15 protein-coding genes are annotated in these 18,174 nt (G+C 70.8%); 10 read left to right on the plus strand and 5 right to left on the minus strand.

What is annotated here, in order from left to right; all coding sequences use genetic code 11:
• Positions 1 to 654 (plus strand): hypothetical protein (locus KDL01_RS27640; RefSeq protein WP_212531551.1); only part of this gene is annotated, 654 nt, incomplete at its 5' end.
• 68 nt (positions 655 to 722) lie between these two features.
• Complete coding sequence (locus tag KDL01_RS27645) at positions 723 to 1,094, plus strand: VOC family protein (RefSeq protein ID WP_368861664.1); 372 nt, start codon at positions 723 to 725, stop codon at positions 1,092 to 1,094.
• Positions 1,095 to 1,135: 41 nt separating this feature from the next.
• Here the strand turns inward: KDL01_RS27645 and KDL01_RS27650 are convergent, their stop codons facing one another.
• Positions 1,136 to 2,104, minus strand: a complete 969-nt coding sequence (locus tag KDL01_RS27650; RefSeq protein WP_438801990.1) for an aldo/keto reductase — start codon at positions 2,102 to 2,104, stop codon at positions 1,136 to 1,138.
• Positions 2,105 to 2,198: 94 nt separating this feature from the next.
• Between KDL01_RS27650 and KDL01_RS27655 the strand changes: the two genes are divergently transcribed.
• The gene (locus KDL01_RS27655) at positions 2,199 to 2,822 is read left to right on the plus strand and encodes a TetR/AcrR family transcriptional regulator (protein WP_212531553.1); all 624 of its coding nucleotides are present in this window, start codon (positions 2,199 to 2,201) and stop codon (positions 2,820 to 2,822) included.
• On the opposite strand, the gene KDL01_RS27660 is transcribed toward KDL01_RS27655, so the two are convergent.
• Positions 2,816 to 3,025, minus strand: a complete 210-nt coding sequence (locus KDL01_RS27660; protein WP_212531554.1) for a hypothetical protein — start codon at positions 3,023 to 3,025, stop codon at positions 2,816 to 2,818. The genes KDL01_RS27655 and KDL01_RS27660 overlap by 7 nt on opposite strands.
• Positions 3,026 to 3,172: 147 nt before the next feature.
• A complete protein-coding gene (locus KDL01_RS27665) occupies positions 3,173 to 7,012 on the minus strand; it encodes a fibronectin type III domain-containing protein (protein ID WP_212531555.1) in 3,840 nt (1,279 codons plus the stop codon).
• Between the two features lie 346 nt (positions 7,013 to 7,358).
• On the opposite strand from KDL01_RS27665, the gene KDL01_RS27670 reads away from it, so the two are divergent.
• From KDL01_RS27670 to KDL01_RS27695, 6 genes are all read left to right on the plus strand, one after another.
• Positions 7,359 to 8,333, plus strand: coding sequence for a carbohydrate ABC transporter permease (locus KDL01_RS27670; protein ID WP_212531556.1), 975 nt, complete (start codon positions 7,359 to 7,361; stop codon positions 8,331 to 8,333).
• A gap of 15 nt (positions 8,334 to 8,348) precedes the next feature.
• Positions 8,349 to 9,272, plus strand: a complete 924-nt coding sequence (locus KDL01_RS27675; RefSeq protein ID WP_212531557.1) for a carbohydrate ABC transporter permease — start codon at positions 8,349 to 8,351, stop codon at positions 9,270 to 9,272.
• 139 nt (positions 9,273 to 9,411) lie between these two features.
• Positions 9,412 to 10,764: an ABC transporter substrate-binding protein gene (locus tag KDL01_RS27680; RefSeq protein WP_212531558.1), complete on the plus strand. Its 1,353-nt coding sequence runs from the start codon at positions 9,412 to 9,414 to the stop codon at positions 10,762 to 10,764.
• Between the two features lie 112 nt (positions 10,765 to 10,876).
• Positions 10,877 to 12,364, plus strand: a complete 1,488-nt coding sequence (locus tag KDL01_RS27685) for a glycoside hydrolase family 36 protein (RefSeq protein ID WP_212531559.1) — start codon at positions 10,877 to 10,879, stop codon at positions 12,362 to 12,364.
• A 65-nt stretch (positions 12,365 to 12,429) separates the two neighbouring features.
• Positions 12,430 to 13,848 carry a family 4 glycosyl hydrolase gene (locus KDL01_RS27690; RefSeq protein WP_212531560.1) on the plus strand — a complete coding sequence of 473 codons (1,419 nt, stop codon included), beginning with the start codon at positions 12,430 to 12,432 and terminating at the stop codon, positions 13,846 to 13,848.
• Positions 13,845 to 14,663: a DeoR/GlpR family DNA-binding transcription regulator gene (locus tag KDL01_RS27695; RefSeq protein ID WP_212531561.1), complete on the plus strand. Its 819-nt coding sequence runs from the start codon at positions 13,845 to 13,847 to the stop codon at positions 14,661 to 14,663. Before KDL01_RS27690 ends, KDL01_RS27695 begins: the two co-directional genes overlap by 4 nt.
• Positions 14,664 to 14,755: 92 nt before the next feature.
• Here KDL01_RS27695 and KDL01_RS27700 read toward each other — a convergent pair whose 3' ends face one another.
• A complete protein-coding gene (locus KDL01_RS27700) occupies positions 14,756 to 16,324 on the minus strand; it encodes a multicopper oxidase family protein (RefSeq protein ID WP_212531562.1) in 1,569 nt (522 codons plus the stop codon).
• 121 nt (positions 16,325 to 16,445) lie between these two features.
• Between KDL01_RS27700 and KDL01_RS27705 the strand changes: the two genes are divergently transcribed.
• The gene (locus KDL01_RS27705) at positions 16,446 to 17,291 is read left to right on the plus strand and encodes a hypothetical protein (RefSeq protein ID WP_212531563.1); all 846 of its coding nucleotides are present in this window, start codon (positions 16,446 to 16,448) and stop codon (positions 17,289 to 17,291) included.
• 7 nt (positions 17,292 to 17,298) lie between these two features.
• On the opposite strand, the gene KDL01_RS27710 is transcribed toward KDL01_RS27705, so the two are convergent.
• The coding region (locus tag KDL01_RS27710) for a diacylglycerol/lipid kinase family protein (RefSeq protein ID WP_212531564.1) at positions 17,299 to 18,174 on the minus strand (876 nt) is incomplete at its 5' end.

The raw sequence follows: 18,174 nt of genomic DNA on the forward strand, positions 1-18,174 counted from the left end.
GGGGTGGGCTGTGACCGGCTCGTGCTCGACGACGTGGTGGGCGAGGGCAAGGCCGCGCTGCATCTGCGGCACGGTGGGCGGGTGGTCGGGTCGGAGAAGCGTTCGATGCTTGATCTCGTCAAGCTCGATCGGGCGCAGTTCGCCGCGTGGGCCGCGCCGTCGGCTGCGAACGGCGGTTACCGCTTCGACTACTGGGCTCTGCCGACTTCGGACGACCGGGCAGCTGCGCTGGCGGTGGCCACTGATGCGATGAACGACGCGCCGCATGGCGAGTTGGAGATCGAGCGGGAGCCGATCGCGGTCGAGCAGTTGCAGAAGGCCGAGCGCGCGGCCGTGGAGCTTGGGATGCGCGGACACTTCGTCGCCGCGCTGACCGACTCGGGTGAGATCGCGGGCTACAGCAATGTCTTCATTTTTCCCGGCTCGATGCCGATGGCCAGCGTCGGCGCCACCGCCGTGGTCGCGGCGCACCGCGGCCATGGGCTTGGCCTGCGCCTGAAGGCGGACCTCACGCTGCGGCTGCTGGAGCTCGAGCCGCACATGACGTCGATCGAGACCTGGAACAACGGGGAGAACGAGCCGATGCTGCGGGTCAACCGGATGCTCGGCTACGAACTCGCGGACGAGTGGAACGGGTTCCAGTACGACCTCTGACGCGAACGGCCGGGATTCGGCGCAGAATGAGGCCCATGACTTCACACGCGCCGCACTCCGGACCGTCCGTGCGTCCGCAGCCGATGATCGCGGTGGCCGACGTCGGGGCCTCGAGCCGGTGGTACCAACTGGTCCTCGGGGCTACGAGCGGCCACGGTGGCGGCGAATATGAGCAGTTGCTCGTCGACGGGTCGATGGTCATGCAGCTGCACCTGCTCGAGGAAGCCCATCACCACGGCACCATCGGGAACCCGTCGGCCGCGCTGGGCAACGGCGTCGCGCTCTGGTTCGAGGCCGACGGGTTCGACGAGGCCGTGGCACGCTGCCACGGCGCCGACGTGCGGATCGAGACGGACGTGCACACCAATCCCAACGCCGGGCATCGGGAGATCTGGCTGCGGGACCCCGACGGTTATCTGGTCGTGTTGGCCGAGCGGTAGCAGTGGCGAGCAGTGGCGGCAGCGGCAGCAGGGGCGGTACCTCAGCCCAGGCTCACGCCGTTCGCTGAGCGGGACTGGATTGCGTCGAGGGCAGCCAGCGTGGCGAGGGTGCTCGGGTCGCGGGTGAGGGAGCCGGCCGCGAGGTTGGCTTCGAGGTGCTCGACGCTCGCGGTGCCGGGGATGAGCAGCACGTTCGGGGCGTGGTGCAGTAGCCAGGCGAGGCCGACCTGCGCGGGGGCGACGCCGAGGGTGTGTGCGGCCTCGATGACGGCGGGGTCGTCGCCGACCTTGGGCATGCCGGGGAACGCGCCGCCGAGCGGGAAGAACGGCACCCAGGCGATCTGCTCGTCCACGCACAGCCGCAGCATCTCCTCGTCGTCCCGGGAGACGAGGCTGTACGAGTTCTGCACGCACACGATCCCGGCGGGCAGGGCGCGCCGCAGGCCGTCGAGGGCGATGCTGCTCAGGCCGATTCCGCCGATCTTGCCCTCGTCTCGCAGCGCGGTCATCACCGCGAGCTGGTCGTCGAGGTCGACGATCTGGTCGCCGGAGGCCCGCAGGCCGGGGCCGACGTCGAGGCGGCGCAGGTTCACCACGGGGATCTGGTCCAGGCCCAGCGACGCGAGATTGTCCTCGACGCTCGCCCGCAGCTGCTCGGGGCGCTGCGCCGGACGCAGCGGGATCGGGCCGTCCGGATCGGGGTCCGCCCCGACCTTGCTGGCGACCACCACGCCGTCCTCGGGGCGCAGGGCGTCGCGGATCACGCCGTTGACGAAGCCGTCGCCGTAGAACTGGGCGGTGTCGACGTGGTCTACGCCGAGCTCCACCGCTCGGCGCAGCAACGCGATCGCGGCGGGGCGGTCGGTGCGCAGTCGCTCGAGCTGCATCGCGCCGTAGCCGATGCGGGCGACCTGGTGGGCGCCGAGGGGGCCGATGCCGCCCGGGCGCGGGGCGTGCGTGTGGGCGGTGTCGGCAGTGCCGGCGGCGGGGGTCTGGGGAGTGCTGGGCACGGTCACGGGAGTGCCTTCCACGTGAGAGGATGGATAAGCGGAGTCGCCTCCGCATAATCGACTCTAGCACGTTACCGGAGGTGCCTCCGCTTTGATGGCCGTCGAACCGCCGACACCCGGAGCCAAGCCGCGCCAGACCCGCGCCCCGCGCGCCGACGCGCAGCGCAACCGCGACCGGCTGGTCGAGGTCGCGCGGGCCGCGTTCGCCGCGCAGGACTCGGTCACCCTCGAGGGCATCGCCAAGGACGCGGGCGTGGGCATCGGCACGCTCTACCGGCACTTCCCGACCAGGGAAGACCTGGTGGAGGCGGTGTACGCGGCGGAACTCGACGAGGTGACCGCCGCCGCCCCCGACCTGCTGCGCGAACTCGCGCCGGACGAGGCGCTGCGGGCGTGGCTGGGCCGCTACGCCGCCTTCGTCGCGACCAAGCGCGGCATGCTCGAGACCCTGCGCGCCAGCTGGGCCTCGGGCCGGCTCGCCATACCGACCACCCGCGAGCGCATCACCGCCGCCGTCGCCGCGATCCTCGCCCGAGGCGCCGAGACCGGCACCCTGCGCGCAGACGTGGAGCCGGACGACGTGGTCGCCATGCTGCTCGGTATCTTCTTCACCCGCGTGGCCGAGGGGACCGATGCCGACGAGAAGCACGGCCACGACGGGCAGACCGCGCGGTTGCTGGACCTGGTCGTCGACGCCGCCCGGCCGCGCGCTCAGTAGACCAGCGTGTGCTTGTGGACGTAGATGACCAGGGTCGGGTACTCCTGGTCGAGTTCCTGCGTGGACTGATACACGTGGCGGACCTTCCCGGCGTGCCGGACCACGGGGACCTGCGTGGTGACGTGGATCAGCTCGCCGTCGAACGGACCGCCGCGCAGGACGGCGTTCGGTGCGGGCGCGTCGGAGGGCTGGCGGTCGTCCATGCCTCGATCTGACGGCGTGACGCGGATCCGCGCAATCCGTCGCGGCCATGCGGGGCCGGTCGCGGCGTGAGCGGACGAACCGGCCCGGCGGGGGAGTGTTCCCCTGCCGGGCCGGCCGCCGTGCGCTTGCGTATCAGAGGGCGTCGGTCATACCACGATGTGGTCGATGTCCGGGGCGTAGGCGCTCGCGTTGGAGAACTCGATGGTGTTGGTCCCGGCCTTGAGCGTCACGGTGACGGTCTTGGTCTGGACGTTGTTCCAGTTGCCGTCGCCGGTCCCGGTGAACGAGACCGTCGTGGCGGTCCCGTTGACGGTGAGGGTGGCAGAGCGGCCGGAGTCGCCGTCGATGTAGGCGATGGTCAGCGGGTAGTTTCCGGCGGTGGCCTCGGTCACGTTGGTGAAGGTCAGTGTGCCGCCCTCGCCGATGTAGCCGACCGCCTTGCCGTCGAGGCAGGCCGAGCAGGTCTGCACGACCGCGCCGCCGGCCAGGGTGTTGGCGGAGGCGTCGGCCTCGTAGACGGTGCCCGAGCTACCGCTGCTGCCGCCCGAGTTGAGTGTGATCTGGTCGAAGTCGGGCGCGTAGGCGCTGGCGTTGGAGAACTCGATGGTGTTGGTCCCGGCGTTGAGCGTCACGGTGACGGTCTTCGTCTGGAGAGTGGTCCAGTTGCTGTTGTTGGTCCCGGTGAACGTGACCGTGCTCGCGGTTCCGTTGACGGTCAGGGTCGCGTTGCGGCCCGCGTCGCCGTCGATGTACTTGACGGTCAGCGTGTAGCTGCCGGCGCTGGTGGCGCTGACGTTCGGGAACGTCAGGGTGCCGCCTTCGCCGACGTAGCCGACCTCCTGGCCGCCGGAACAGGCCGAGCAGGACGCGATGGTCGCTCCGCCGGCCAGCGTGTTGGCGGTGGATTCGGCCTCGTAGCCGGTGGTGCCGCTCGCCACGGTCGCCACCGCCAGCCCGCCGGACTGGGCCGAGGTGTCGTTGGACGAGTCGTACGCGGCGACGGTGTACGTGTAGGACGTCGACGCGCTCAGGCCCGTGTCGGTGTAAGAGGTCGAGGTCGAGGTGCCGACCTTGGTTCCGTTGCGGTAGACGTCGTACCCGGCCACTCCGGCGCCGCCGCTCGACGCGCCCCAGGAGATCTGGACGCTGCTCGAGCTCTCCTGGTCCGCCGTGACGCCGCTCGGGACGCTCGGCGGCGAGCAGGTCGTACAGGTGGCCGCCGCCGTCGAGACGGTGACGGAGCTGGACTGGGCGGAGGTGTCCCCGGCCGAGTCGTAGGCGTCCACCGTGTAGGTGTAGGACGTCGACGCGGTCAGGCCCGTGTCGGTGTAAGAGGTCGAGGTCGAGGTGCCGACCTTGGTTCCGTTGCGGTAGACGTCGTACCCGGCCACTCCGGAGCTGCCGGTCGACGCGGTCCAGCTCAGGCTGATCGAGCTGGCCGTCTGGCTCGGCGAGGTGAGCCCGGTGGGCACGCTGGGCGTGCTGCCGGAGGCGCTGAGCGAGACGGTGGACGCGCTGACCGAGGTCGAGGCCGCGGAGGTGTCCCCGGCCGCGTCGAAGGCCTTGACCGTGTACGTGTACGAAGTCCCGGCGGCCAGGCCGGTGTCGGTGTAGATGGTCGGCGTCGCGGCGCCGGCGGTGCCCTGCTCGGTGGCGGTGGTGGTGCCCACGAGCGTGCCGTTGCGGTAGACGTCGTACCCCGCGATCGCGCCGAGGCCGCCGGTGGAGGTCGGCGCGGTCCAGGACAGGTCGATCGCGCTGCCGGTCTGGCTCGGCGAGGCCAACGCGGTCGGGGCGCCCGGCGCGGTCGTGGCCAGGGACGCGCCGGTGGTGATGTTGACCGGGCTGGACGAGGCCGAGACGTTGCCGCTGGGGTCGTATGCCTTGACCGTGTACTGATACGCGGTGGCGCCGGCCAGCTCGATGTCGGTGTAGTTCGCGAACGTGGTCGAGCCGACGAGGGTGCCGTTGCGGTAGACGTGGTAGCCCGCCACGCCGGTGTCGTCGGAGGACTGGGTCCAGCTGAGCGTGGCCGAGTCCCCGGTGACGTTCGAGCCGGCGAGGTTCGCCGGGGCCGAGGGCGCGGTGGTGTCGGTGCCGTTCGTCGTGGACGCGGAGACCGCGGTGGAGGCCGCGGAGGTGTCCCCGGCCGCGTCGAAGGCCTTGACGGTGTAGCTGTGCGCGGAGCTGACCGGCAGCGACGGGTCGGTGTACGAGGTCGAACTCGTCGTGGCGATCACGGTGCCGTCGCGCAGGATCTGGTAGCCGGTCGCGCCGCCGGACGGCGCGGTCCAGGACAGGTTGATCGTGCTCGCGGTGCCCGAGGCGGTCAGGCCCGTGGGGGCCGACGGCGCGGTCCCGGCGGTCGCCGTACCCACGGTGACCGAGCCGAGGCCCAGCCAGCCGTTCGCGTTCTGGGTCGCGTTGGAGAACAGCAGCGGCTTGGCCGCGGTGCTGACCGAGGCGAGCGGGTTGTCCACCTTCAGCACCCACTGGTAGTTGCCGGCGGCCACGCCGCTCAGGTTCACCTGGGTCTGGAAGTACTGCGGGTAGCCGTAGGGGATCGAGGACGGGCTGCCGGAGACGTTCCAGTCCGGGTAGGGCTGGATCGTGGTGGGCATCACGGTGCGGATGTCCCACGGGGTGTTCCAGGTCTGCACGATCTGGCCGGAGGAGTTCTCCAGGCCCAGGCTCATCGTCCAGGGGTAGTAGAACGGGGCGACGCCGGTGTTGCTGATCTGCACCCCGACCTCGGCGGTGCCCGAGGTGGTGGGCTTGAAGTAGGCGTTGTTCGCGGTGAAGTCATAGCCCATCGCCTCGACCGCGGCGTCCGTGCCCGGGTCGGTGGCCGAGGTGGACTGGCTGCCCTGGTCGAGCATCCAGGTGGCGTGGGTCAGGTTGATGCAGTCGCCCATGTCGTCGACGTCGTTCGCGCTCGAGCCGCTCGGGTAGTTCGTGAACGCGTCGGACTGGATCGGCGGATAGACCTCACCGCCCATCGAGGATGTGATCCACTTGTTTTCCGTACCCTGATTCAGGTCTAGCTGGAGCTGGGAGTACGAGGCGCCGCCGAGGGATTCGGGCAGGGTCACGCCCTGGCCCTCGATCGCGCAGAACGAGTCGTCGTGGTAGCCGATGTCCAGGCCGCTGGCCGCGCCGCCCGCGGTGTACGGGTAGCGCACCTCGACCTGGGTGCGGTGGAAGTCGTCGGCGAAGTCGTCCACGATCTTGGTGAAGTCGGCGTTGGTCGGCATGTAGTCGGGGTAGCCGCCGCTGGCCGGGTCGCCGTTGTAGGGCCACGTGTGGTTCTCACCCCACAGGCCCACGATCCCGGCCTGGATGAAGCCGATCCGCGGGTCCCCGTCGTAGCGCGCGGCGAGGGCGGAGATGAAGTTGCCGACGGCGCTGAGCAGGAACGGGCTGTCGTAGTCGGGACTTGTGGTGTCCCAGTAGGAGTCGGCGCGGGTGGAGACGTGGCCGGTGAAGCAGGCCGGGATCCCGTCGGCGGGGGAGCCGCTGGGGTACTCCAGGTAGAACCGGATCGCCGCGGTGTTGCCGTAGGAGGCGACCTCGTTCAAGACCGCGTCCACGGCCGACCAGTCGTAGTCCTGGCAGTTGTTCGCGTCCGTCATCACCTGGCTGAGCGCGAAATAGCTCCACTGCATCGAGTGCGGGTACTCGGTGGTGGAGTTCTCGTTGTCGCCCGCGCTGAAGTAGGTGACCAGGCCCTTGTCCGGGTTGTCCAACGCCCCGGTGGCCGCGGTCAGCGCGTGCGCGGTGAGTGAGGAGTCGGGGGTGGCCGGAGCGGCCGGGCGCGCGGGCACGCCGGAGCCGACCGGCGTGTACGTCGTGCTCGCCGCGGTGGCGGGTTCGGCCGAGGCCACTCCCGCGAGGGCGGCGGCGCTCAGCACGAGTCCGGTGAGCAGGGCGGTGGCTCGCCGGCGCGGGACGCGGGCCCGCCTGGGTGGGTGGAACAAGCGTGACAATGCGGCCTCCGAGACCGTGGGTGGTTGAGCGCAGCGACCCGACCTCGCCCGCCATTGGGCGTCGTGGGCCATCATGGAGGCTTGCGAAAATTTGTCAACCCCTTCGAAGTGAAGATGAAAGACAGACTTCCGACGGCTGGGCCCGAGGGTCAGGCACAGTCCTCGGATGTTCCCCATGATCCGCGGATTCCTGCTGTTCGAGCAGCTCTTCGGGGTGTATCAGGGTAATTCGGTGCTCGCGGGGGCGTCCGGTGTGACTTGACAAACCTGCGACCCCGAGGCGAGTATCACCCCCTGACGAACGCGGATCGAAAGATTTGCAAAGCTTCGGAAACGAGGAGGCGCGATGGCCGGCACTGACCTGTCCGGTGGCGCGGTGGCGGTGGCGGCGCGGCAACGCCCCTGGGCGGCCCGGGGCGAGAGCGATGCGCGGCGGGGGCGCAGACCCGCGCGGCGCGGGGACGGGCGAATAGCCTGGGTGTTCCTGGCGCCGGCGCTGATCGGGTTCGCCCTGTTCTATCTGTACCCGACCATCCGTGGCGCGTACTTCTCCTTCACCGACTACGACCTGCTCTCCTCACCGCACTCGGTGGGATTCGCCAACTACACGGCCCTGTGGCACGACCCGCTGTACTGGAACGCCCTGCGCGTCACGCTGCAGTACGTGGTGATCAACATCGTCTCGCAGACGGTGCTGGCGCTCGCCCTGGCCTGGCTGATGTTCCGGCTGACCCGCTCGGTGCTGGTCCGGGTGCTGCTGCTGGTGCCCTGGCTGGTGCCGAACGTGGCGGTGGGCCTGCTCTGGCTCTGGCTGCTCGACGCCAACCTGGGCCTCGTCAACCACCTGATCACCGCCGTGGGCGGGTCCAGCCAGGGCTTCTTCACCACCCCGAGCCTGGCCATGCCGACCATCGCGATGATCAACACCTGGCAGTACACCGGGTACACCGCGCTGCTGTTCTACGCCGGGATGCTGCAGATCCCGGGGAACCTCTACGAGTCCGCGCGCCTCGACGGCGCCGGCGAACTGCGCACCTTCACCCGGATCACGCTGCCGCTGCTGCGCCCGATCCTGGCCCTGGTGCTGGTGGTCTCGCTGATCGGCTCGTTCCAGATCTTCGACACGATCTCGATCACGCCGACGCACGGCGGCCCGATCAACGCCACCCGCGCCGTCTACTACTACATCTACGAGCTCGCCTTCACCCAGTTCCGGATGGGCTACGCGTGCGCGGTGGCCATGACGCTCGTGCTCATCCTCGGGCTGCTCACCTTCGTCCAGATGCGCCTGCTGCGCGCCTCCCGCTCGGACCTGTCCTAGAAAGGGCCTGCCGCCATGACGACCGAATCACTCCCCGTCGCCGCCGCGCGCCCGGCCCGCCGCCGCCGGATCCGGATAGGCCGCTCCACCGCGTGGGTCCTGCTGATCCTCGCCCTGGTGCTGACCCTCTTCCCGTTCTACTGGATGATCAGGACCGCGCTGACCCCGGCCGCGGACCTGGCCACCGACACCAGCTCGATCTGGCCGCACCACGCCACCCTGATCAACTTCGAACGCGTACTCGGGCTGACCACCACCGCGCAGGACATCGCCGCGGGCGGTTCCGGGGCCACGCTCGACTTCCTGGTCTCGCTGCGCAACTCGATCATCTACGCGGGCCTGATCGCCGCCGGGCAGACGCTGTTGTGCGCCATGGCCGGCTACGCCTTCGCCCGACTGCGCTTCCGTGGCCGCGAACTGCTCTTCGGGGTGTTCGTCATGGCCCTGATGGTGCCGCCGATCTTCACCCTGCTGCCCAACTTCGCCCTGGTCAAGTCGCTCGGCTGGATCGGCACGTTCCAGGGCCTGATCGCCCCGAGCCTGCTGATGACCCCGTTCGCGGTGTTCTTCCTGCGCCAGTTCTTCCTGTCCATCCCGACCGAGGTGGAGGAGGCCGCGGCGCTCGACGGCGCCGGGCGCTGGATCCAGTTCTGGCGGGTGGTGCTGCCGATGAGCCGCGGCCCGCTGTTCACCATCGGGCTGATCAACGCGGTCTGGGGCTGGAAGGACTACCTCTGGCCGCTGCTGGTCGGCCCGGACCAGAACACCCGGGTCCTCACGGCCGCGCTCGGCATCTTCCTGCAGCAGTCTCCGAACTCGGCCCCGGACTGGACCGGCCTGATGGCCGCCGCCGTGCTCGCCGTCGTCCCGGTGGCGCTGCTCCTGGTCTTCTTCGGCCGCCGCCTGGTGGAGTCGCTCAACTTCACCGGCATCAAGTGACACCCGCGGCACCCCGCTCCACCCGCACCGCCCGCACATCCGCACCGCCCGCACCGAAAGCACCGCCCGCACCGAAAGCACCGCCCGCACGTCCGCACAGCCTGAAAAGACATCGACGTACCGAAAGGCTGAACCAACCATGAGATCCAACCGCGCACGCGTGGCCCTGGCCCTGATGGCCGTGACGATCCCGCTGGCCACGGCCGGCTGCTCCAGCAGCTCGGGCTCCTCCTCCGGGGCGGTCACCATCACCTACGCCCTGTGGGACCAGACCCAGCAGGCCGGCTACCAGCAGTGCGCCAACGACTTCGAGGCGAAGAACCCGAATATCAAGATCAAGATAACCCAGGCGGCCTGGAACAACTACTGGCAGAACCTGACCACCGAGATGACCGCCGGGGACGCCCCCGACGTGTTCACCGACCACGTCGCCTACTACCCGCAGCTCGTCGCCGACCACCAGCTGCTCGACCTGTCCTCCTACGTCAGCTCCGCGAACATCGACCTGAGCCAGTACCAGCCTGGCCTGGCCGACCTGTGGGTGGACCAGGGCAAGCGCTACGGCCTGCCCAAGGACTGGGACACCGAGGGCCTGGTCTACAACTCGGCCATGCTCAAGGCCGCCGGCGTCGACCCGTCCACGCTCGACAGCCTGACCTGGAACCCGACCGACGGCGGCACCTTCGAGAAGCTCATCGCCGAGCTCACCGTCGACGACAACGGCAACAACGGCCTGAGCCCCAAGTTCGACAAGAACCACGTCAAGGTCTACGGCTTCGTGCCCACCTACGACGACGGCGCGCAGGGCCAGAACGGCTGGGGCGACCTGGCCGCGTCCAACGGCTTCACCTTCCTGCCGAGCAACTTCAGCACCTCGTACGACTACAACTCCACGGCCCTGTCGCAGACCATCGACTGGTTCGCCAGCCTGGCCAAGAAGGGCTACGCGCCGCCCTACAGCAAGTCCTCCTCGCTCGGCGTGCAGACCGTGCTCGACTCCGGCCAGGGCGCGATCACCATCACCGGGTCCTTCGACGTGGCCTCCTACACCGGCGCGACCGCGAAGCAGAAGTACGACTTCGCCGAGCTGCCGATCGGCCCCGACGGGCGCAAGACCTTCATCAACGACCTGTCCGACGCGATCTGGGCCGGCACCAAGAACCCGCAGCAGGCCTGGCAGTGGGTCCAGTACCTGGCGTCCCCGGCCTGCCAGGACGTCATCGCGAGCAAGGGCGTGGTCTTCCCGGCGATCACCGAGGCGAGCGACAAGGCCGAGAAGGCCCGCATCGCCGAGGGCCAGGACATCACCCCGTTCGTCAAGGAGGCCGAGGCCTCCGGCGGCACCCTGACCTACCCGATCAGCCAGCACGAGGACCAGATCAACACCGAGGTGCAGTCGCAGCTCGACTCGGTCTGGCTCGGCCAGTCCAGCGCCGCCGCGGCGCTCTCCACCGCACAGACCGCGGTGAGCGGATACATGTCCCAGCCGTAGGCCGCCGACGGCCCGGTCAGGACTCGAAGACCGGGGCGGGGCGTCGTCCCGACCACGGCGCCCCGCCCCGCTCCACCCTCGGCCCGCACGCCGAGTAGCCCGAGAGGAAGAAATGCCCGACGAAGTCCACCTGCTCCCGCTCGGCGACCGCGTGATCGCCGCGCGCCTGGAGGCGGCCCCGCAGCCCGTAGACGGCGGCGTGATCCTGCCCGCCGGCCGCGTCGTGCTGCTGCACGGGCTGCCCGAGGCCCAGGTCTACCGGCACGGCTTCAACTCCTGGTCCCCGAGCGGATGGCGGGCGATGGCCGACGCGCCGCTGCGGATCTCCTCGCCGATACGGCGGCTGACCGCCGACGACACCGTCTGGGACGACCCGCACAAGCACCACAGCTACGCGGTCACCGCCCTGTCCGGCGAGGACGGCGACGTGCTGCTGATCGGGGCGCTCGGCCTCGACGTGCCGCGGCTGACCGTGGACCGCGACGCGGTCACCGGCTGGTACGAGTCCGCCGGCGCGCCCTGGTTCGTCGCCTACGGACCCGAACTCGAGGTCTTCGAACGCTACGCCCGGCTGCTCGGCGAGCACCTCGGCGTCGGCGCGCGCAACCGGGCCGGGCGGGTGTGGTCGAGCTGGTACGCCTACTACGAGGACATCGACCAGGCCACGCTGCGCCGCGACCTCGAGGACCTGGCCGGCCTGCCCTTCGACGTGTTCCAGGTCGACGACGGCTGGGAGACGATGGTCGGCGACTGGCAGCCCAACGCCAAGTTCCCGGCCGGCCTCGACGACCTCGCCGCCCGGGTCGGCGCGGCCGGGATGACCCCGGGAATCTGGCTCGCCCCGTTCATCGCGCGTCCGGAGTCCGAGCTCGTGCGCGAGCGCCCGCACCTGCTGCTCAAGGGCGCGGCGGGCGAGCCGGTCGCGGCCGGGTACAACTGGGGCGGGCCCTACTACGCGCTCGACACCACCCTGCCCGAGGCCCAGGATCATATCCGGGACATGATATCCACGGTCGTCGGCTGGGGTTTCCGCTACCTCAAGCTCGACTTCGTCAACGCCGCCGCCGTCACCGCCGTGCGCCACGATTCGAAGGTCGGGCGCGAGCAGGCCTACCGCGACGCGATGCAGCTGATCCGGGAGACGGCGGGCCCCGACGTCTACCTGCTCGGCTCCGGCGCGCCGGTGCTCGGCTCGCTCGGGGTGTGCGACGGGATCCGGATCGGCCCTGACGTCGCGCCGTTCTGGACCAACTACGCCACCGAGGACCCCTCGGACGCGACCGCGGAGAACGCCTTCGTGGCCAGCGTGCACCGGCTCTGGCTGCGCGACCTGGTCGACCTGGACCCGGACGTGGTCTACTTCCGGGACCGGCGCAGCCTGCTCACCCCGGTGCAGCGGGACCTGCTGGTGGACCTGGCCGCGATCTGCGGGTTCAAGGCCACCTCGGACCCGGCCGGCTGGCTCGACCCGCCCGAGCGGGCCGCGCTCGCCGACTTCCTGGCCCGGGACGAGCGCGCGGTCCAGCTCGGCCGCTACCGCTTCGACCTCGGCGGGCGCGAGGTGGACCTGACCCGGGCCGCGCTGCGCGGCGAACGGTGAGGAGGCGCCACGGTGTACCCTGACCAGGGCTTTGTTGGACCATCACGATGAGGGACGGGAGCGGGATGACCGGCCTCGTACTGACCGGAGCCGGCAACGTCGAGATGACCCGGCGGATCCTGTCCGATCTGCTGGTCGTCCCCGGCCTCGCCGGCGCGCTGCGGATCAGCCTGCACGATATCGACCCCGAGCGCCTGGCCACGGCCGAGGCGCTCGCCCGCAGCCTGAACGCGCAGACCGGTGCCGGAGCCGTCATCGAGGCGCACGCCGACCGCCGGCGTGCCCTCGATGGCGCCGACTACGTGGTCTGCCAGCTCTCGGTCGGCGACTACGACACCAGTCTGCGCGACTTCGAGATCCCGCACCGCTACGGGGTGCGCCAGACCATCGGCGACACCCTGGGCGTCGGCGGGATATTCCGCGGCCTGCGCACCATCCCGGTGCTGGTCGGGCTGGCCCGGGACATGGTCGAGCTCTGCCCCGACGCGTACCTGCTGTCCTACACCGACCCGCTGGTGATGTCGTTGTGGGCGGTGCGCGAGGTCACCGGGCTGCGCCGGGTCGCGGGCCTGTGCCACGCCGTGCGCGACACCCACGCGAGGCTGGCCGACCTGGTCGGGCGGGACGAGTCCGAGGTCGAGTTCCTCACCGCGGGCCTGACCCATCAGGCGTTCGTGCTGCGCTTCGAGGCCGAGGGCCGCTCGCTGTATCCGGAGCTGGCCGAGGTCGTCGCGGCCGACCCGAGCCTGGACCGGCACGTACGCACCGAGATGTGGCGCCACCTCGGCTACTACCCGACCGAGTCCAGCGAGCACGCCGCCGAATACGTCCCCTGGTTCCTGCCGCACGACCCGGAGGTCGCCCGGCTGGGGCTGGTGGTGGGCGATCAGCTCGGCCGCAACGGGCAGAATCTGCACAAATACGAGCAGATCCGGCGCGGTCTGGCGGCCGGCCGGCCCATGCTCACCCAATGGCAGGACCCGGAGATCGCCTCCGAGGTGCTGATCGGCCTGATCACCGGGCAGGCCCGGCGGGTGAATCTGACCGTGGCCAACGAGGGCCTGATCCCGCAGCTGACCCCTGACTGCTTCGTCGAGGTGCCCGCGCTGGTGGACGCCCGGGGGATCACCCCGACCGCGGTCACCGCGTACCCGACGCAGCTGGCCGCGCTCAACCGGGCGTACCTGTCCGTGGCCGAGCTCACCGTCCGGGCCGCGCTGGACCACGACACCGACCACGTCTACCACGCGGCCATCCTCGACCCGAACACGTCGGCCACCCTCACGCTGCCCGAGATCACGCGTCTGTGCTCTGAGATGATGGAGGCTCATCGCGCGACACTGCCCTGGGTCTCACCCGTCCCCGAACGCGCTCTCACCGCCCCGGTCGCCACGGCCGATCGCGGCCCCGGCTCCGCGCCCGGACCCGCCGCGGGCCCGCGTGACCAGCACCATCCGACCCTGAGCGCGAAGGATCAGCAGTGACGACCACCAGCGAGCCGATCCCGGCCGAAGTGCGCCGCGAACGCATGCTCGAGCTCGTCCAAGAGCAGGACTTCGTGCGCATCGCCGCCCTGGCCGAGGCCTTCGCCGTGTCCGTGGTCACCGTCCGCGGGGACCTGGACCTGCTCGAGTCCCAGGGCCTGATCCGCCGGGTGCGCGGCGGGGCGCGGGCGATGCAGCAGGGCGCGGCGGCCGAGCCGTCCTACGAGCAGTCCCTCGGCGCCGCCGCGCTGGAGAAGTCCGCCATCGCGCGCGCCGCGGCCCAGCACGTGAGCAGCGGCGACTCCATCGTCATCGACGCCGGCACCACCACCACGTTCCTGGCCCGGGCCCTGGTCGCCCGGCGCGAGCTGACCGACCTGACCGTCTTCACCAACTCCACCAGCGCCGCGCACGAGCTCGAGCCGGCCATCCCGCGCTTCTCGGTGATCCTGTCCGGCGGCACGCTGCGCCCGCTGCAGCACTCCCTGGTCGACCCGATGGCGGGCCGGATCATCGAGACCATCCACGCCGACACGGCGTTCCTGTCCTGCAGCGGCCTGCATCCGGACACCGGGGTGACCAACATCAACATCCCCGAAGCGGAGATGAAGATCAGGATGCTCAAGGCCACCGAGCGCCGCATCCTGCTCGCCCACTCCAGCAAGCTCGGGCGCACCGACCTGGCCCCGGTCTGCCCGCTGAGCGAGATCGGCCTGCTGATCACCAGCGGCCCGGAGACGCCGGTGCTCGCCCAGCTGCGGGACAGGGGCCTGCGGATCGAGCGCGTCGGCGACGGCGCGGCGCCCGAGCACTGAGATACGGCCCGCTCCGCGCCGGCCGTACGCCCCGACCGCGCGCGGGGAGCGGGCGCCGGGCCCGTCCCCGCCGGCGGTGGGTCCGGGCCGGGTCAGGGCCGGAGGAACTCGACCGCCTGCATCATGCCCAGGTCCTCGTGCTTGAGGTTGTGGCAGTGCAGCACGGCGAGGCCGGTGAAGTCCTCGTACTTGGCCAGGATGGTCGCGGTCTCGGCGACGCTGAGGGTGTCCTGCCACACCGGCGGGTCCAGCGCGACCCCGTTGCGGTGGGTGACCAGGAAGTGGTTGGTGTGCAGGTGGAACGGGTGGTTCGCGGTCGGTGAGATGACCCAGCGTTCGACCGTGCCCAGGCGCAGGTGGTGGTTGACGAACTCGGGGTCGAAGCGGCCGTACTGGTGGTCGAGGAGCGGGTCGATGGCGGGGTCGGCCGGGGGTGTCGGATGGGTGCCCAGGATGCGGTAGGCGTTCGGGAACGGCTGCTCGAAGACGTTGGCGTTGACGGTGAAGACGATCTCGCGGTGGAAGCCGGGATCGGTGACCGCGCTCTCGTTGATGAACGGCTTGCCCTGCGGCAGCGCGTAGGGCAGCCGCATCGGCGGCTCCACCCGCCGGCCCTCCACCACGATCGTCATCAGCGGGGCGACGGCCGAGTCCTGGGAGCGGCGCAGCTCGTACACGCCGGGCTCGCTCGCCCGCACCAGCACGTCGGCCCGGTTGCCCATGCCCAGCGCCACCTCCTCGCGGTACACCGGGGCGGGGAAGGTGATGCCGTCCTGGGCGATCTGGTGCATCTCCAGCGTGCCGAGTTCGTCCTGCGAGGTGAGTTGCAGCGGCAGCCGGGTGAATCCGGTCGCGGCGACCAGGCGCCACCGCTGCACCTCGCCGGGCCGCATCGTGAGGACCGGGTTGACCGCGCCGTTGACGGTGAACACGGACGGGACGTCGGTGAGCGCGCCGTCCGAGGTGAACTCCGGCACCTGGCCGTCGCGCAGCTTCAGTTCGTTGACGCACACGACGATGTCGGCGGCCACCGCGATCTCGGGGACCTCGTCGATGTCGCCCTCGATGATCAGGACCCCGGCCATCCCGCCGGCCAGCTGCATGGACACGGCCCCGTGGTAGTGCGGGTGGTACCAGAAGGTGCCGGCCGGGTGGTTGGCCGGGATGCCGATCGTGCTGACGTAGCGCGGCTCGGTGGTGACCGGGTCGGCGGCGGTGCGCGGGGCGAACTCGCGGAAGACGTTGTCGGCCTCGCCGGAGGGCGAGACGTGCAGGCCGTGGGTGTGCAGGTTGAAGCTGTTGAAGTCGTGCGGGGTGTCGTGGTCGCCGTTGAACGGCGGGTTCGGCGGCAGGGCGTTGATCTGGGTCAGCCGCAGCGTGTCGCCGCCGCGTAGCCGCAGGGTGGGCCCCGGGATCATTCTGTTATAGGCGCGGGTGGTGGCTCTGCCGAAGCCCGGGATGTCGGTCTGGCTCAGGCGCACGTCGAGCGTCCGGTCCAGGATCTTCGTGCTCGAAGACCAGACCGGCGGCTGCGGAAAGGTGCCCGCGGCCGCGCTCGCGTCCGGTGCGGCGAGCAGCACATCCGGCGCCGCGACCAGGGTGGCGGCCGCCGGAACGGCCTTGAGCATGGAACGGCGGCTGATTCGGGGAGAGTTTTCCATGTTCGCGCACTTTATGATGTATGGGGGTGTATGTGCGGTAGGCGCACCGTGGTCGGGAGCGTATCCGTAGCGTGATGTCGTGGCCTTCTCGCCCGAGATCTCCGCTCGCTACGCTCGGCTCATGTCTCATGAGAATCCCAGCGACCCGTCGTCTCAGGAGCCGGCGCCGCTCATAGCCGGCGAGGGCGTGGCGCAGGGTGCCGACGCCGGAGCCGCGCCGCAGCCGCCCGCCGACGCGTGGGCGCTGCCGGGTTCCCCCGCGCTGGGCGGGCCGGTCCCCGGGCAGCCGCCCGTCGGCGCGTACGGCCCCGGGCCCTACGGCTACGGCCCCTACGGCTACGGCGTTCCCGGTGGCGTCGTCGGCGAGGACCCGGCCGCGCGTGCGGCCAAGGCGCGCCGTCGGCAGCAGCTGATCAGCCTCGGCGCGGTGCTCGTGGTGGTCGCCGGGATCGGGATCTGCCTCCTGGCGCGCGGTTCGAGCTCGACCGGCGAGCCCGCGCTGCCGCAGCGCGCCGGCGACCTGGTCCTGGAGACGGACGCCGCGTCGAAGGCCGAGGCCGCGAACGTGCTCAGGGGGGCCGAGGCGACGAGCCAGACGAGCGGCGGGCTGGCCGGCGCCTACGGCCCTGCCGACGACGGCCACTACACGATGGTGTTCCTGGAGCTTCCGTACTCCACCATCAGCTCCTCGGCGGCGGCCCAGTTCCAGAGCGTGACGCCGAGCGAACTGGTGTCGGAGACCGTCTCCTCGGCCGGAATGGAGAGCCCGGTCGTCGAGATGAGCGCGGACGCCTCGGCCGCGCTGAGCTGCGGCACCATGCAGATCAACAGCATCATCATCCCGACCTGCGTCTGGGCCGGCGAGAACGGTATGGCGATCGCCTACTACTACCCGAAGTACCAGATCACTCCGATCACCGAAGCGGCCGCGCAGACCGACGTCGTGAGCATCGTCGCGCTCAAGTGACGCGGGTTCAGCCGGTCGGGCGGTAGACGAGCAGCCTGCCGGTGAGCTTGCGCAGGGACAGCCGCGGGCTGCCCGCGCAGGCCTCGCCGTCGACGCTGTAGCTCAGCGCGGACCCGTCGGCGGACTCCAGCGTGAGCGCGGAGACCGAAAGGTACTGATACACCGGGCAGGTGGCCAGGGTGCCGGTGGTCAGCGCGGCGATCAGCCGGAGCCGGGCGAAGGGGTGGTCGCCGTCGACGATGCGCACGTCCAGGTCGCCGTCGGCGAGCCGGGGCCGGTACGAGGGGCCGAGGCCGGCCGGCTCGTAGCGGCAGTTGCCCGCGAACAGCAGCCAGATCCGCCGCGGCCGCCCGTCCACCCGCACCGTCAGGGCACTGCCGCGCCGCAGCACGCCGAGGGCGCCGAGGACGGTGGCCGGCCACTTGCCCAGCCGCGCCTCGTGCTCCTCGCGTCCGTGTACGAGGTCGACGTACGCGCCGACGCTGAAGGTGTTCATGAACACGTCCTCCCCGACCAGGCCGGCGTCCACCTCCACGGCCTGGCCGGTGCGCAGCGCGTCGAGCACCCCGTCCACGCCCTCGATCCCGAGGTCGCGGGCGAAGTGGTTGAAGGTGCCCGCCGGGAACACCAGCAGCGGTATGCCGTGGTCCGCGGCCAGGCGCGCGGCGGTGTTGACGGTGCCGTCGCCGCCGGCCACGCCGAGCACCGCGGCCTGCCCCGCCGCCTCGGCCAGCGCCGCCGCCGCTTCGGCGCCGTCGGCCGCGGTCAGGACCTGAGCGTCCGGCAGTGCGCCGCGCAGCCGCTCGGCCAGCGCCTCGTCCGCGCCGCGCGAGGTCAGGTTGACCACGACGGTCACGCCCTCGCCGGTGGGGCGGGCGGGCAG

It is taken from the genome of Actinospica durhamensis (assembly GCF_018139695.1).
Classification (GTDB): Bacteria; Actinomycetota; Actinomycetes; order Streptomycetales; family Catenulisporaceae; genus Actinospica; species Actinospica durhamensis.

Bases quoted from the DNA above. Each gene is read 5' to 3' on its own strand.
- KDL01_RS27655 (WP_212531553.1), top strand. From the start codon at position 2,199: ATGGCCGTCGAACCGCCGACACCCGGAGCCAAGCCGCGCCAGACCCGC.
- KDL01_RS27660 (WP_212531554.1), bottom strand. From the start codon at position 3,025: ATGGACGACCGCCAGCCCTCCGACGCGCCCGCACCGAACGCCGTCCTG.
- KDL01_RS27670 (WP_212531556.1), top strand. From the start codon at position 7,359: ATGGCCGGCACTGACCTGTCCGGTGGCGCGGTGGCGGTGGCGGCGCGG.
- KDL01_RS27675 (WP_212531557.1), top strand. From the start codon at position 8,349: ATGACGACCGAATCACTCCCCGTCGCCGCCGCGCGCCCGGCCCGCCGC.
- KDL01_RS27680 (WP_212531558.1), top strand. From the start codon at position 9,412: ATGAGATCCAACCGCGCACGCGTGGCCCTGGCCCTGATGGCCGTGACG.
- KDL01_RS27685 (WP_212531559.1), top strand. From the start codon at position 10,877: ATGCCCGACGAAGTCCACCTGCTCCCGCTCGGCGACCGCGTGATCGCC.
- KDL01_RS27690 (WP_212531560.1), top strand. From the start codon at position 12,430: ATGACCGGCCTCGTACTGACCGGAGCCGGCAACGTCGAGATGACCCGG.
- KDL01_RS27700 (WP_212531562.1), bottom strand. From the start codon at position 16,324: ATGGAAAACTCTCCCCGAATCAGCCGCCGTTCCATGCTCAAGGCCGTT.
- KDL01_RS27705 (WP_212531563.1), top strand. From the start codon at position 16,446: ATGTCTCATGAGAATCCCAGCGACCCGTCGTCTCAGGAGCCGGCGCCG.